Here is a 14561-nt window from a genome sequence, read left to right on the forward strand (position 1 = left end):
CGAGCGCAGATGGAACATGGCACTCACACAGTCCGACGCGGACATCAGGAGTTGCAGCCTTGTGCATCATCGCCACTCTTGGCAAAGCAGGGCGGCCCCAAGGTTTGCAAGAAGAGACAGAGTGAAAAAAGCGAGCGTTACGTCGCATGCACATAGCGTTGCGAGCAGATGGGCGGTCGTGGGGCTAGTTGTTGGTGTCGCCTTTTTTGTGATTAGTGCAGCCGTGGCGTATCTGAACATCGAGAATGTGCGCGCCAGCGAGCGTGAAATCCGGCGCACGCACGGCGTTCTCACCACGCTCGACGATGTGCTGTCTGCCATGCTCGATGCCGAGACCGGGCAGCGCGGATATCTGCTGACGGGGCGGGACGTCTATCTTGAACCTTATGCCGAGGGGATCGCGCGTGCCGATGACGAATTGCGCAAGCTCGATGGCCTGACACACGCCAATCCCGTTCAGAAGGAAACCTTCGCCGCGCTGGAAAACAGGGTCATGGCCAGAATGCGGATCATGACCGATGTTATCAAGTTGCGTCGAGTCGGCGGTGTCGAGGCTGCAATAGACGCGTTGAACACTGATCGCGGCAAGAATGTCATGGACGATATTCGCGAAGAGATCGCGCGCATGACGCGTGAAGAACAGCGGATTCGCCAAACCCGGCTCGTCGCAATGGCAGCCGCCTCGCAGGCGGCGATTGTCAGTTCCGTCATTGCCAGCCTCAGCGGCATTGGGCTGACGATCGCCATTTTCATCCTGTTCATGCGCAACACGCGCAGTCGCGAACGCAAACAGTGGCTTCAGGCAGCACAGGCCGATCTCGCCAAGGCGATGATGGGCGACAAGACCATCTTGGAGCTCGCCGCAGCCATCCTGTCCCTCCTGCACGAGCGGACCGGCAGTCCAGCGGGCGCTCTGTTCAAGGGGGAAGGCGGCAGCTTCCGGCGCGTCGGCATGCTGGGCGTGCCCGGCGATGCCGAAATCCCTGACCAATTTGCGCTCAACGAGGGGCTGATGGGGCAGGTTGCGGTCGATGGTCGCATCATGGTCCTGAACGATGTCCCTCCGGGCTATCTCACGATCGGCTCGTCGCTGGGGCGCTCCGCACCGCGGCATCTGGTCATCGCGCCGGCAAAGTCCGACGATACGGTCAATGCAGTGATCGAGCTCGGCTTTTTTGAACCCGTTGATCCCTTGGTGCTCGAACTGCTCGATGAGGCGTCCGGCGCCATCGGCATTGCGCTGCGCTCAGCCCGGTTTCGCGAACGCCTGCAGGATGCGCTCGAGGAAACCCAGCATCAGGCCAGCGAGTTGCAGGCGCAGTCCGAAGAACTTCGGGTTTCGAACGAGGAGCTCGAAGAGCAGGGGGCCGCACTGCGCGAATCGCAGGCGCGGTTGGAGTTGCAGCAGGTCGAACTCGAGCAGACCAACAGCCAACTGGAAGAACAGGCACAGGCGCTGGAAACTCAGCGCGACGAGCTAGAGCGGGCCAGCGCCACCTTGCAGCTCAAGGCGCGCGAACTGGAACAGGCGAGCCAGTACAAGACCGACTTCCTAGCGAACATGAGCCACGAGCTGCGCACCCCGCTTAACTCGCTGCTGATCCTGTCGAAGCTGCTCGGCGACAATGTCGATGGCAATCTGTCGCCCGAGCAGGAGCGTTTTGCACAAACGATCCAGTCGTCGGGCAACGACCTGCTCAACCTGATTAACGACATTCTCGACCTTTCCAAGATCGAGGCGGGGCATATCGAAATCCAGCCGGCGGCGGTGCCGGTGGACCGGCTGCTGAACGATCTGCAGAAGGTCTTCCAGCCCATCGCCGACGAGCGGGCTCTGACATTGGCGTTGGAGCTCTCCGACGATTGCCCGCGCACACTCCTCACCGATCGCATGCGCCTGGAACAGATTCTCAAGAACCTGATGTCAAATGCGCTCAAGTTCACCGAGCGTGGCAGCGTGTGCCTGACGGTAGCGTCGGCGGCCGACAACACCGTGACGCTGACGGTCGCGGATACGGGCATCGGCATTACCCAGGAGCAGAAGGACAGCATTTTTGACGCGTTCCGACAGGCCGACGGCTCGATCAGTCGGCGCTATGGCGGGACGGGTTTGGGCCTGTCGATTTCGCGCGAACTTGCCCGGCTACTTGGCGGCGCGATCACGGTTGAAAGCAAGGTCGGCGCGGGCAGCCGGTTCATGTTGACCATTCCTGCGACGTACGATCCGTCCAAGGTTCCCGTGCGCGAACAGGCGCGGGCCGCGTCGCAGGCAGCGGTCGCCAGCCCGCAACCGGCCAAGCGCCGTGCCGCGGCCAATCCTCGCCCTTCCGGGGTCGAGGATGATCGCAACGCACTTGATACCGCCAAGCGGCTGCTGCTGGTGATCGAGGACGATCCCACCTTTGCTTCGATCGTGTGCGATCTGTCGCACGAGCTGGGCTTTCAGTGCATCGTCGCCGGGACTGCGCATGAGGCCATCGATATCGCGCGTGACTACAAGCCCAAGGCGATCGTGCTCGATATTGGTCTGCCCGATCAGTCGGGGCTGACCGTGCTCGACCATCTCAAGCATCAGGACGAGACCCGGCACATCCCGATTCATGTGATCTCCGGCGCCGACCAGAGCCACACCGCGCTGGCGCTGGGGGCGATCGGCTATCTGGAAAAGCCGGTCCAGCGCGAACGGCTGGCCGAGGTATTGGCCGGGCTACAGCAAAAGCTCGCATCCTCGATGCGGCGGGTGCTGATCGTCGAGGACAACGAAGTCCAGCGTGATGCCGTGTCCGAACTGCTCAAGTCGCAGGATGTTGAGACCGTGGGGGTGGGCACGGTGGCCAGCTGCCTCGAACTGCTGCGGAGCGAGCCGTTCGACTGTATGGTGCTCGATCTGGCGCTGCCCGATGCGTCGGGTTTTTCCCTGTTGGAAGAGCTGAGCCAAGACAGAGAACGCGCCTATCCGCCAGTGATCATCTATACCGGGCGCGATCTGACGAGCGAGGAGGAGCAGCGTCTGCGCCGCTATTCCAGCTCCATCATCATCAAGGGCGCAAAGTCGCCCGAACGGTTGCTCGACGAAGTATCGCTGTTCCTTCATCAGGTCGTTGCTGACATGCCGCTCGAGCAGCGTCGGATGCTTGAAAAGGCGCGGCATCGCGATGCCGCGCTGGAGGGGCGGCACGTGCTGATCGTCGAAGATGACGTGAGGAACGTATATTCGCTCACCAGTGTGCTGGAACCGCGCGGCGTGATTGCCAAGATCGCGCGCAACGGCCAAGAGGCCCTTGATATGCTTGGGGCAGACGCCGACGGGACCGAAAATCGCATCGACCTTGTGCTTATGGATGTGATGATGCCCGTAATGGACGGTCTGACTGCGGTGCGCGCGATACGCAGCAACCCTAAATGGGCCAAGCTGCCGGTCATCATGCTCACCGCCAAGGCGATGCCGGATGACCAGCAGAACTGCCTCGATGCCGGTGCCAACGACTATATGGCCAAGCCCATCGACGTAGATAAGCTGCTGTCGCTGGTGCGGGTATGGATGCCGCGCTAGTGGCCGGGTCGATCGAGGACATCGAGATCCAGCTGCTGCTGGAAGCGCTGTACCAGCATTATCATTATGACTTCAGGCACTATGCCCGCGCGTCAATCAAGCGTCGGCTGGTGCAGGCGCGTGTGCAGCTGGGATATGACAGCATCTCCGAAATCCAGGCTGCGGTGCTGCGCGACGCAAATTTGCTGCCTCGGTTGCTCGATTTTCTGACGGTGCAGGTCAGCGAGATGTTCCGCGATCCGTCCTATTTCCGGGCATTGCGCGATAAGGTCATCCCGCATCTGCGGACCTATCCCTCGCTCAAGGTCTGGGTGGCAGGGTGCAGCAATGGCGAGGAACTCTACTCGCTTGCCATCCTGCTCCATGAGGAAGGGCTAGCCAGGAAGACGCTGTTCTATGCCACCGACATCAATCCGTCCGCGCTCAAAACGGCGCAGGCCGGAGTGTATTCGCTCGACCGGATCCGGCTCTTCACTGAAAACCACCAGCAGTCGGGTGGGCGCTCCTCGCTATCGGACTATTACACCGCCAATTACGGGCGTGCAGTGTTCGACAAATCGCTGTGCAGCCAGGTCGTGTTTTCCGATCACAGCCTGGTCACAGATGCGGCGTTTGGCGAGATGCACCTGATCTCCTGTCGCAACGTGCTGATCTATTTCGACCGCGAACTGCAGGACCGCGCTGTCGGGCTGTTTCGCGATTCGCTCGCGCGTCGAGGCTTTCTTGGGCTCGGGTCGAAGGAGAGCCTGCGGTTTTCCTCGCACGCTGCTGCCTTTGGCGACTTCGTGCGCGAGGAAAAAATCTACCAGCGGACCGGGCCATGACGCGGGCGATCGTCATTGGTGCATCCGCAGGCGGGGTGCAGGCGCTGTCGTTGATCCTGACCGCGCTGCCGCCGCATTTCGCCTCCCCGATCCTGATTGTCCTTCATGTACCTCAACGCAATGAAAATCGCCTGGTGGATTTGTTGCGGGCAAGGTGCCTCCTTGATGTCAAGGAAGCTGAGGATAAGGAAACGCTACGCCCAGGAACGGTCTATTTTGCGCCACCGGGCTATCATTTGCTGCTAGAGAAAAACATGTCGATTGCCTTGTCTTCCGATGAACCTGTCAATTATTCGCGCCCTGCGATCGATGTGCTTTTCGAAACGGCCGCCGATGCTCTGGGACAGGATGTGACCGCCATCATCCTCACCGGTGCCAACCATGACGGCGCCCAGGGTCTTCGTGCGATCGGTGCGGCGGGCGGAACGGTGATCGTCCAGGACCCGGCGACCGCTGAAATGCCGACGATGCCGCTGGCCGCGCTGGAGGCCTGCCCGACGGCTCGCTCGCTAAGCATCGACGAGATTGTGCACTATCTTCGGCAAGAGGCGGCGTGATGACGATGACTGACGAAACGGTCCGCATCCTGCTGGTCGATGATCTCGAGGAAAACCTGATCGCGCTCAATGCGCTCCTGCGCCGCGAGGGGCTAAGCTGCGACACTGCGCGCAGCGGTGAGGAGGCGCTCGAGCTGTTGCTGGTCAAGGACTATGCGCTGGCGTTCCTCGACGTCCAGATGCCCGGCATGGATGGCTTCGAACTGGCGGAGTTCATGCGCAACAGCGAACGCTCACGGCACATCCCGATCATCTTCGTCACCGCAGGCGCGGGCGACGGCACGCGGCGCTTCAAGGGCTATGAGGCCGGAGCGGTCGACTTCATCCAAAAGCCGATCGAGGCCGATATCCTGCGGTCCAAGGCGCGGGTGTTTCTCGAGCTCTACACCCAGCGCCGACAGCTGGCAGCACAGCGCGATGAACTCGCCGCATTGACCGAATCGCTCAAACAGGCCGACATCCAGAAGAACCGGTTTCTCGCCGTTCTAGGGCATGAGCTGCGCAACCCTATCATGGCGCTGAACGCCGGGCTGATCATGCTTGAACGAAAGAAAGGGCAACCAGTCGAGGGCGAAATCCGCACCTCTATGAGTCGCTATCTGACGCACATGACACGGCTGGTGGAGGATTTGCTCGATATCGCGCGGATCGAGCAAGGCAAGATATCGCTGCAGCGCGAGCGGGTGGACCTGAACGACATACTGGCGTTTGCGGTCGAAACATCCCGGCCGGCGATCGACGAAGCGGGCCACGCTCTGCACGTCGAGCTTTCGCCCCCGCCCGTGTGGGTGGACGCCGACCATGCCCGCATGGCGCAGATCATCGGCAATCTGGTCAGCAATGCCGCCAAATATACGCCGGCAGGGGGCGAGATCCGGGTGATTGCGCGGGTCGAGGACGGGACAGCCTGGATCGAGGTCAGCGACAATGGCATCGGCATCGCGCCCGATCAGCAGGGCCGGATTTTCGGGATTTTCGAACAGGCCGATGTCAACGGCAAGGTCAAGCAGGACGGCCTCGGGATCGGGCTCGCGCTGGTGAAGCAGCTGGTCGAGCTGCACGGCGGCACCATCCGGCTGAAACACAGCGCGCCGGGGGAAGGCAGCACGTTCGAGGTGTGCCTTCCCACGGTCGAAGTGTGACAGCGATAGGCGTTAGGCTCCCGCGGGCGAGCCTGTATCCTGGTTTTCGGGCACCGCGATCGGGGTAGCCGCGCAACTGGTACGCAGCGCCTGTTTGAACCCTTCCTCGATCGTCGGGTGATAGAAGGGCATTTCGAGCAGCTGCGTCGCGGTCATCTTCTGCTGGATCGCCCACGCCAGCAGATGCCCCAGATGCTCGCCCGCCGGGGCAACCAGATCCGTAACCGTCCGGCCTGACCCGCTTGCCGAAGCGCAGAGGAGTGCGCAGGACGTCCTTAAGGTCGCACATAAGGACGCGCTTAAGGACAGCCATGACGCAGGTGACGGTGTTGACGGGGGCTGCTCGCCGCCGGGATTGGTCGGATGAGGAACGGCTCGAGATTCTTCGTGAGGCGTTTTCGCCTGGTGCCAAGGTCCAGCACGTTGCGCGGCGGTACGACGTCTCTCGTAGCCTGATCTATCAGTGGCGTCGTGCGGCTCTGCGCCGGGTGCAAGAGGCGTTCGTCCCGGCGGTGATCGACAATACGCCGGAGCCGGCCGTGGTCCCCACCGCACCGACCGAGCCGGAAGCGGCGATCGTGCTGGAGCTGACCGATGGTCGGCGGATGCGCATTTCGGCATCGACGCCGCCGGCGTTGGCAGCGGCTGCGCTGAGGGCGGTGCGATGATCCCGTCGGGTGCGCGGGTGTGGATCGCGATGGGCCATACCGATATGCGGCGCGGGATGCAGAGCCTGGCGGCGATGGTCCAGCAGCACTTCACCAGGGACCCGTTCGCCGGCGATCTCTGGGTCTTCCGGGGCCGCTCCGGATCGCTGATAAAGATTATCTGGCATGATGGGATTGCCATGTCGCTGTACACACGGCGGCTCGAGAAGGGTAAGTTCATCTGGCCCTCCGCGAAGGACGGCGTGGTGTCGCTGACGAGTTCGCAATTGGCCTGCCTGCTCGACGGGATCGACTGGCGCAACCCGCAGTATAGCTGGCGTCCGCAGAGTGCCGGATAACTTCACAAGACCGCGCATTTTCGGCTTGCCCTCGGGGCCTGGGGATGATTCACTTCGTTCATGGAAGCCGCCGTTTCGCCCTTTCCGGACGACGCCGATGCGCTCAAGGCGCTCCTCGCAACGGCGCTTCTGAGGGCTGACGAGGCTGAGCAACGCGCCGCAAGCGTCGAGGCCGAGCTGGCCAACGCCCGCGCCCTCGCGAGCGCCACCGAAGCGCTGATCGCACACCTCAAGCTGCAGAACGCCAAGCTGAGGCGTGAGCAGTTCGGCCCCAGTGCCGAACGCACGGAGCGGCTGCTCGCGCAGTTTGAGCTCCGGCTCGAAGACCTCGAAGCCGACGCGGCCGAGGACGAACTCGCCGCCGAAGCCGCCGCGGCAATGACGGCAACCGTTTCCGCTTTCCAGCGCAGGAAGCCGGTCAGGAAGCCATTTCCCGACCACCTGCCGCGCGAGCGCGTCGTCGTGCCCGCGCCGTGCTCGTGCCCGGCTTGTGGGGGCGGGCGCCTGTCGAAGCTCGGCGAAGATATAACCGAGACGCTCGAGGTGATCCCGCGTTCGTGGAAGGTCATCCAGACGGTGCGTGAGAAGTTCGCCTGCCGGGATTGCGAGAAGATCACGCAGCCGCCCGCACCCTTCCACGTCACCCCGCGCGGATGGGCTGGCCCCAGCTTCCTCGCCATGCTGCTGTTCGACAAGTACGGCCAGCATCAGCCGCTCCACCGCCAGGCCGAGCGCTTCGCCAGCGAAGGCGTGCCGCTCAGCGTGTCAACACTGGCTGACCAGATCGGTGCGGCCTGTCAGGCGCTCATGCCAGTCTTCCACCTGATGGAGGGCCACACCTTCGCCGCCGAGCGCCTGCACGGCGACGATACCACCGTGCCGGTCATGGCCAAGGGCAAGACCGTCACCGGTCGATTATGGAACTATGTGCATGACGATCGACCCTTCGGGGGCAATGATCCGCCCTCGGTCGTCTTCTACTATTCCCGCGACCGATGCGGCGACCATCCACGGCGCCACCTCACGGCCTGGTCAGGGATTCTGCAAGCCGACGCCTATAGCGGCTACAATGAGCTCTATGCGCCCAACCGGCAGCCCGGGCCGATCCTCGAGGCGGGATGCTTCGCGCACGCGCGGAGGAAGTTTTTCGAGCTCGCCGACGTCGAGGGCGCGGCACGCAAGAAGAGCCGCGGCAAGAAGGCGCCGATCGTCTATCCGATCGCGCTCGAGGCCGTGCAGAAGCTCGACGCCCTGTTCGCGATCGAGCGCGACATCAATGGCAAGAGCCCGGCCGAGCGCCTCGCCGTCCGTCAGGAACTCAGCGCGCCGTTGATGGCCGAGCTCCACAAATGGCTGAACGCGCAGCTGGCCCGGATCTCGCGCAACCACGACCTCGCCAAGGCCATCAACTATATGCTGCGCCGCTGGGACGCGTTCACCCGCTTCCTCAGCGATGGCAAGGTCTGTCTCTCAAACAACGCCGCCGAGCGTTCACTGCGCTGCGTGCCTCTCGGGCGCAAGTCGTGGCTGTTTTGCGGCTCGGATCGCGGTGGCCAGCGGGCGGCGGTCGCCTATTCGCTGATCCTGACCTGTCGACTCAACAACGTCGATCCGCAGGCATGGCTCGCCTACGTCCTCGCCCGCATCGCCGACCATCCCGTCAGCCGCCTCGACGAACTGCTCCCGTGGAATTGGAAGGCCGCCCAAGTCGCGCTCGCCGCCTGATCCAAACTGCGCCGCGGTACTCGGCGTATGCTTACCCAGATCCGCGCCGATCAGCACGCCGTCGGGTGCGGCCGCGTACAGCGTGAGCGCGCCTTCGTTGCGCGCCTCCACCCGTGCGCGGCCCTGATCGGTGAAATCGGCGGTGCCGCTCCGTGCGCCGTCCTCTTGATTCAACATGGCGAACAGTTGGAGTTTTGCCATGCCGATCCCTCTTCGTCCCGATTTTGACGCCGCCGCGACTAGGGCAGCGGCTCGTAGATCGAAAGATGGGGACCAGGCCCGGCGGTTGCTTGCGCTGGCGTCGATCTATGAGGGAGCGAGCCGAACGGAGGCGGCGCGGATCGGCGGGGTGACGTTGCAGATCATCCGCGACTGGGTTGTGAAGTTCAACGCAACCGGGCCCGACGGATTGATTGACCGCAAAGCCCCTGGGCAGCCGTCGATCCTGAATGCGACCCATCGCGCGGCTCTGGTAGAGGCAATCGAAAGCGGTCCTATCCCGGCGGCTCATGGGGTGGTCCGGTGGCGGATCATCGATCTGGCACAATTGCTTTGGGACGAATTTGGTGTGTCAGTCTCAAGGCCAACATTGAGCCGCGAACTACGAGCGCTTGGCTACCGCAAACTTTCGGCACGGCCCAAACATCATGCTCAGGATCCAGAGGCGATCGAGGCCTTCAAAAGATCCCATGATGAGAGTTGGATAGCGGTCTGAGGGAGCTCAGAGTCGGTTTGCTACCAACCACTCTGAAAGGATTTGCCATGTCAGCAGACCCCATCTCGCAGCTTGCCGCCATCCGAGTTGATCTTGGCGCAATTTTCGTTTCGCTGGAACTGTCGAAATCGACCTGGCTGGTGACCTCGCTGTCGCCGAGCACCGAGAAGATGTCCCGTCACTCCGTGCCAGGCGGCGATATGCCAGCGCTGCTCGCATGTTTGGATGCCTTGCGCGACAAGGCAGAAGCCCGCGAGGGCCAGCGCTACCCGGTGATCGCTATTCAGGAAGCGGGGCTCGATGGCTTTTGGATTCATCGCGCCCTGGCGTCGGAGGATTGGGTCACCAGCCATGTAGTCGACGCCGCTTCGATTGCGGTCTCGCGCCGGCACCGGCGGGCATAGGCCCAGAGTTTGCGAATGTCCTCGCCAGCGAAGGGCTGTTCCGGCATTTCGACAACCGGCGCCAGATCGCAGCTTATGCCGGTCTTGCTCCCTCGCCATGGCGCAGCGGCTCGATCGATCGCGAGCAGGGCGTCTCGAAGTCTGGCAATCCACGCTTGCGCACGACGATGGTTCAAGCCGCATGGCTGTGGCTGCGCTATCAGCCGGACTCGGCTTTGTCCCGCTGGTTCCAGGAACGCGTCAGCCGCAACGGCGGACGCGGCAAGAAGGTCGCCATCATCGCACTGGCACGCAAGCTGCTCGTGGCCTTCTGGAAGTACGCCATGAGCGGTGTCGTGATCGAGGGCGCCGTCATGACGAAGGCCTGATCAACATACTTCATGTGCCCCAATCCCCGGGGCACTGATCAGCCCCGATGGATCCAGGCGAACGGACCGTAAGCCCCCCTGGCCGCAACAGCCGTCTCAAAAGAATGGTCCCGTTCTCCTGAGCCCTGCCCCGAACGCGGGATTATGGTGCTGCCGTCTCGAACGGCGACCGGATGTGAGGTTGTACAGGCGAGGCGTGTTCGCCGGTACTCGTAACTCGGCTCAGCTGGATATCATTGGCAATTGGACGGACTGCTAAAATGCTTTGTCACCCCATTGACCGGAGAAACATCATGTGAGGGGGGCTTCGCCGCCGAGTTGGACAAGGTCAGAGCGTCCCTCCCGCGCGGTACACCTGTAGAAATTTGGTTCACGGACGAGGCCCGTATCGGACAAAAGAACAAGATCACGCGGCGATGGGCGAAACGGGGGACACGCCCCTCGGCGCCACAGGATCAGCGCACGAAAAGGGCGGCCAAGATGCATTCCTTTTCGGATGGAGGAAAACGGAACATTCTGACAGACACCTGTCTCCCGGCGCGCCTAAGTCGCTCTGCAGCGATCAGAAAGTCGCGGCGTCCTGTTGCCTCAGGGTTTGATCACGAGAGACTGGGTTTATGCCTATCGAGCGGATCACTAAGGCAAAGCGAGTCGCCGGAGGCGTTTCAACAACCTTTGCCTGGCAAGCGGAGACATAGACCAGGAGGATCGAACTGCGGCGATCCTCGCATTTGGATGCACGTCAGGCAGGAATATGGGTCGCTTGTCCCTGGGCTTTTGCAATCCGAACGGCATCGGCATCAAAGCTGACGAACATCTGTCCGCCCAGCCAGTTGCCCTCATGCACGATTACGCCGTCGGCAAAGTCACCGCCGGCGTCGAGAAATGCGAGACCAGCATCCGCCGAGGCTTGTTCGAGTTTTACGTTATCGGCAGCGCAGAGACGGCGCAGCATCGCGGCGAGATCGATGCGAGAAATTTTGTAGCTGCGGCTCAGGACCCAGGCAAGTTCACACAGTGTAGGCAACGTGATGGCTACGATCTCAGCCTGGTTGAGCTGCGCCTGCGCCAGCGGGCTCTGCACAGGATGATCGTCAGTAATCGCGCGCACCAGAATGTTGGTGTCGGCGATGATCTTCACAGTGCGCCGGCCCAGCCCTTGGCGATAACCTCATTCATCTCCTCGATAGACACCGGCCGTTGGCCTTGGCGTTTGAGCATGCCGAACACCTCGGAAATCTTGCCCGTAGGCTTTACGGGCCTGATCTCGATGCGCCCGTCGGCAAGTTTTTCTACCGCGACTTTGTCACCCGGATGGATGCCCAGATGCCGCATTATTTCCTTTTTAAGGGTGATCTGGCCTTTTGCCGTGACGGTCAGCGCGTTCATGTGAGCGATCCTTTCGTACGTCATTGTAAGGCATTTTAACCTTACGTTCAAGTCGATTTCAATCTGCCTCACGGCCGGCCTTCCCAGCTTCATATTCCTGGCAGACTCCAGCAGGGCCGCCATCCCAGCCAGCGAAGGGGCAGCAGTCCAACTACCACCGACCTTAAGACGTGGCCTGCCCGAGTACCGCAAACCAAAGCCTTCCCGCCCGATTTCGCAGAGACGCTGCATGGCGGAGCTATGCTTTTCACGCTCGAGATGACGACTGCGCCACAATGCCTTCCCTGCGACGACCTTTGGTCGCGCTTGCTCCGCTTCGCCCGGCTTTATGGCTGGCAGGTCCGCGTTATACCGCAGGGCGAGGCAATGATGCGATCTGGACGACTGGGACTATCATGGATTGGACATCCCGTCCTTTGGATCCGGCCGCGATCTGACGAGAACCACATCGTACCTGCGGCGATCGGGACCGATCATGACGCGAACCTCCAGCGCAACATCTATCTTGGGGTCACGATGCTGGGCGGCGTCCGACCTACCGTCTGCCTTCGAGCCATGTCCAAATTTACAGGCATCGTCGGCGCTCAGCGATGACCGACATCCTCACAGTGGTGGATCGTCCCTCCCGATTGGCAGGGATAAATTCCCTCACCTTGCGCCATCGACCGACGGCGACTGCTCGTTGCGGCCTTTGACCTTCTTGCCAGCATCAAAGCCCGAAATTCCGCCACTTTCCGTGGTCTTCACCGATTGGCTATCGATCACTCCAGCGCTGGGCGGGGCTTCCCGTCCTTCGATTTCCCGCAAGTTCATAACCAACACGGTGTTGATGGCTTCGAACAGACTGGCATTGCGCCAGGCGTAGAAGTAGCGCCGGACAGTCGACACCGGAGGAAAGCATTTCGGTAGAAGTCGCCACGCGCACCCGCTCGCAGCTACATACAACATCGCGTTGAGGACTTCGCGCATGTCTGCCGTTCGAGGTCGGCCTCCACGCCTTGCCGGAGGTACGAACGGCGCTGCCAACGCCCACTCAACATCGGTCATATCCGATGGATATCGCAGTCCCTCCCGGTTATGCTCGCGCCGGGCAATACGGTGCGCAAGCTTCTCTACGAGGCAGCCAACTCGATCCTGTCCCGGTGCCAGCAGACGTTCGCCCTGAAAACATGGGCCATGAAGATCGCTAAGCGCCGTGGCTTCAAGAAGGCCCGCGTTGCGCTTGCCCGTCGGCTCGCAGTCATCATGCACGCCATGCTGCGCGATGGCACTTTGTTCCAGGCATGAGATGAGGTAAAAGCAGTTTGCCAGCGGTGAGGCACCAAAGCTGATCCGAGGGCGGTGTCCCGCGAGGGAACGCAGGGACGAACGATCTGCGAAGTAGTCCGATGGGCCCCATAGCCCGCTTCGAATCAATGCAACGTTCGTTCTTGTGAGACCCGATACAGCACGACCGAACTTGTGTTCGGCCAGTGCGGACAGATCCATGAAACCCTCAAGGGATCACACCGCCAGAGCTCTGCAATTACAGATCGGGCTCTAAAAGACGCATGGCTCAATTACAAGACCCCGCCAGCGGGGGATGCTGGCGGGGTCAATCGGACGGCTTATAAGTGGGGGAAAATTCGCCGTCTGATACTACGATAACACCCTTCTGCTGCTGATGATCCCAGGCTTATCGCTTTCGTGTCGCCCGGCAGTGATTCCCGCTCACCATCAGTCGATCTTGTGGCGCGCTGTCGTCAAATATCGCCACCGCACAAGGAGCTCGTTTGAATGCCGTGGGGCAATACCGTGCCGTCCCATGGCAGAGGCTGTATTCCCGCGCTTTATCTGATCAAGCAGGTTCGGCCACCGCTTGCTCCTTCGGCTTTCTGCCACGCTTGGTAGGCATGTCTGCTTTAGGTGCGGCTGTCGGCGTCCGGCGCTTCTGGCCCAAGCCAATCCGAAGCGCCATATCCTTGCGCTGTTGCGCGTAGTTTGGTGCCACCATTGGATAATCGCTAGGCAAACTCCACTTGGCCCGATACTCCGCTGGCGTCATCTGATAATGTGTCATCAGGTGGCGCTTGAGCAACTTGAGCTTCTTCCCGTCTTCAAGGCAGACGATATAGTCGGGCTTTATTGACGCGCGGACGGCGACGGCAGGCTCCTGTTTCGGGGTCTCCGGCGTGCTGGGTGTACCAAGAGCGAAGAGAGCAGCGTGAACATTGCCAATCAATGCTGCAACGTCACCCACCGACACCGAATTATTGGAAACATGTGCCGCGACAATGTCGGCGGTGAGGGTAACAAGCGTATCTTGTTCGAAGATTGTGCCAGTCATACGACCCATTCTTTCTCGTTTTCAAGCAGGTTATGATGCCTCGATCAAGAGGCTGCGATATCCTATATATAAGATGCATGAGTAAATATTACAAACCAGAAGTGAGTGGAGATTTATGAGTTAACTGAAACGGATGATGTTTCTAGCAATCTTAAATAAATTGCGAATCCGGTAGATGTATAAGTTTTTCTAAAATTAATTTATAATAGTAAATTAAAAAATATAAATTTTTACAAGATGGTAATTAATTTAAAATTGTGAAATAACTATAATGTAAATGTCTAAAATATTTAAATACTGAATATGGTAAAAATTCAAGATCGTAGTTTATGCACTATTTTCACTGTATTATGAATTAATGATATTTTATCGTAGCCATTTTTAATAGCTCATGGTCAAAAGGCGTAGGCGAACCTTCCTGATGGCGCAGCCACCGTCATCCACTAGCGGCTCGGAGGGGAACGGCTCGCACCGAAGGTGACGACCAGGGGTCTGTAAGTGCTATCTGACCTCAAAATAATCAACTGCGGGTGACGCTGCATCGCCCAGGCA

At 60.6% G+C, this 14561-nt stretch carries 11 protein-coding genes and 5 pseudogenes; 11 read left to right on the plus strand and 5 right to left on the minus strand.

Going from position 1 to position 14561, the window contains the following annotated elements:
* The first annotated feature begins 178 nt into the window (after positions 1–178).
* From ACZ2HM_RS02565 to ACZ2HM_RS02580, 4 genes are read left to right on the plus strand one after another with little or no spacing between them, the layout of a single operon-like run.
* On the plus strand, positions 179–3553 hold the full coding sequence (locus ACZ2HM_RS02565) for a response regulator (RefSeq protein ID WP_470426782.1): 3375 nt from the start codon (positions 179–181) through the stop codon (positions 3551–3553).
* Complete coding sequence (locus ACZ2HM_RS02570) at positions 3538–4377, plus strand: CheR family methyltransferase (RefSeq protein ID WP_313923914.1); 840 nt, start codon at positions 3538–3540, stop codon at positions 4375–4377. The genes ACZ2HM_RS02565 and ACZ2HM_RS02570 overlap by 16 nt, the downstream gene beginning before the upstream one ends.
* Complete coding sequence (locus ACZ2HM_RS02575; RefSeq protein ID WP_313923916.1) at positions 4374–4934, plus strand: chemotaxis protein CheB; 561 nt, start codon at positions 4374–4376, stop codon at positions 4932–4934. The genes ACZ2HM_RS02570 and ACZ2HM_RS02575 overlap by 4 nt, the downstream gene beginning before the upstream one ends.
* Entirely contained in the window at positions 4934–6076 is a 1143-nt protein-coding gene (locus ACZ2HM_RS02580) for a hybrid sensor histidine kinase/response regulator (protein WP_313923917.1), read from the plus strand. Before ACZ2HM_RS02575 ends, ACZ2HM_RS02580 begins: the two co-directional genes overlap by 1 nt.
* Positions 6077–6088: 12 nt before the next feature.
* Here ACZ2HM_RS02580 and ACZ2HM_RS02585 read toward each other — a convergent pair whose 3' ends face one another.
* Positions 6089–6232, minus strand: coding sequence for a hypothetical protein (locus ACZ2HM_RS02585; RefSeq protein ID WP_470426154.1), 144 nt, complete (start codon positions 6230–6232; stop codon positions 6089–6091).
* 155 nt (positions 6233–6387) lie between these two features.
* Between ACZ2HM_RS02585 and tnpA the strand changes: the two genes are divergently transcribed.
* From tnpA to ACZ2HM_RS02615, 6 genes and pseudogenes are all read left to right on the plus strand, one after another.
* On the plus strand, positions 6388–6744 hold the full coding sequence (gene tnpA, locus ACZ2HM_RS02590; protein ID WP_145204632.1) for an IS66-like element accessory protein TnpA: 357 nt from the start codon (positions 6388–6390) through the stop codon (positions 6742–6744).
* Positions 6741–7082, plus strand: a complete 342-nt coding sequence (tnpB, locus tag ACZ2HM_RS02595) for an IS66 family insertion sequence element accessory protein TnpB (RefSeq protein ID WP_145204634.1) — start codon at positions 6741–6743, stop codon at positions 7080–7082. Before tnpA ends, tnpB begins: the two co-directional genes overlap by 4 nt.
* A 60-nt stretch (positions 7083–7142) precedes the next feature.
* Positions 7143–8807: an IS66 family transposase gene (tnpC, locus tag ACZ2HM_RS02600; RefSeq protein ID WP_145204637.1), complete on the plus strand. Its 1665-nt coding sequence runs from the start codon at positions 7143–7145 to the stop codon at positions 8805–8807.
* 175 nt (positions 8808–8982) lie between these two features.
* Positions 8983–9519 (plus strand): annotated as a pseudogene (locus ACZ2HM_RS02605) (helix-turn-helix domain-containing protein); the annotation flags it as partial.
* A gap of 50 nt (positions 9520–9569) precedes the next feature.
* A pseudogene (locus ACZ2HM_RS02610) lies at positions 9570–10294 on the plus strand (transposase).
* A 348-nt stretch (positions 10295–10642) separates the two neighbouring features.
* Positions 10643–10768, plus strand: a pseudogene (locus ACZ2HM_RS02615) (IS630 family transposase); the annotation flags it as partial.
* A 268-nt stretch (positions 10769–11036) separates the two neighbouring features.
* Here the strand turns inward: ACZ2HM_RS02615 and ACZ2HM_RS02620 are convergent.
* From ACZ2HM_RS02620 to ACZ2HM_RS02630, 3 genes and pseudogenes are all read right to left on the minus strand, one after another.
* Complete coding sequence (locus tag ACZ2HM_RS02620) at positions 11037–11435, minus strand: type II toxin-antitoxin system VapC family toxin (protein WP_313923919.1); 399 nt, start codon at positions 11433–11435, stop codon at positions 11037–11039.
* Positions 11432–11683: an AbrB/MazE/SpoVT family DNA-binding domain-containing protein gene (locus ACZ2HM_RS02625; protein ID WP_096062095.1), complete on the minus strand. Its 252-nt coding sequence runs from the start codon at positions 11681–11683 to the stop codon at positions 11432–11434. The genes ACZ2HM_RS02620 and ACZ2HM_RS02625 overlap by 4 nt, the downstream gene beginning before the upstream one ends.
* A gap of 684 nt (positions 11684–12367) precedes the next feature.
* Positions 12368–12778: pseudogene (locus tag ACZ2HM_RS02630) on the minus strand (IS5 family transposase); the annotation flags it as partial.
* Between the two features lie 3 nt (positions 12779–12781).
* On the opposite strand from ACZ2HM_RS02630, the pseudogene ACZ2HM_RS02635 reads away from it, so the two are divergent.
* Positions 12782–12970, plus strand: a pseudogene (locus tag ACZ2HM_RS02635) (IS110 family transposase); the annotation flags it as partial.
* 550 nt (positions 12971–13520) lie between these two features.
* Here ACZ2HM_RS02635 and ACZ2HM_RS02640 read toward each other — a convergent pair.
* Entirely contained in the window at positions 13521–14009 is a 489-nt protein-coding gene (locus ACZ2HM_RS02640) for a Ros/MucR family transcriptional regulator (protein WP_470426155.1), read from the minus strand.
* Between the last annotated feature and the right edge of the window lie 552 nt (positions 14010–14561).

This window comes from Sphingobium sp. KKT206, assembly GCF_055640555.1.

What these genes read in the sequence shown, in the direction of transcription:
- ACZ2HM_RS02570 (WP_313923914.1), top strand. Translation starts at nt 3,538, where the DNA reads ATGGATGCCGCGCTAGTGGCCGGGTCGATCGAGGACATCGAGATCCAG.
- tnpC (WP_145204637.1), top strand. Translation starts at nt 7,143, where the DNA reads ATGGAAGCCGCCGTTTCGCCCTTTCCGGACGACGCCGATGCGCTCAAG.
- tnpA (WP_145204632.1), top strand. Translation starts at nt 6,388, where the DNA reads ATGACGCAGGTGACGGTGTTGACGGGGGCTGCTCGCCGCCGGGATTGG.
- ACZ2HM_RS02585 (WP_470426154.1), bottom strand. Translation starts at nt 6,232, where the DNA reads ATGACCGCGACGCAGCTGCTCGAAATGCCCTTCTATCACCCGACGATC.
- tnpB (WP_145204634.1), top strand. Translation starts at nt 6,741, where the DNA reads ATGATCCCGTCGGGTGCGCGGGTGTGGATCGCGATGGGCCATACCGAT.
- ACZ2HM_RS02575 (WP_313923916.1), top strand. Translation starts at nt 4,374, where the DNA reads ATGACGCGGGCGATCGTCATTGGTGCATCCGCAGGCGGGGTGCAGGCG.
- ACZ2HM_RS02625 (WP_096062095.1), bottom strand. Translation starts at nt 11,683, where the DNA reads ATGAACGCGCTGACCGTCACGGCAAAAGGCCAGATCACCCTTAAAAAG.
- ACZ2HM_RS02640 (WP_470426155.1), bottom strand. Translation starts at nt 14,009, where the DNA reads ATGACTGGCACAATCTTCGAACAAGATACGCTTGTTACCCTCACCGCC.
- ACZ2HM_RS02580 (WP_313923917.1), top strand. Translation starts at nt 4,934, where the DNA reads ATGACGATGACTGACGAAACGGTCCGCATCCTGCTGGTCGATGATCTC.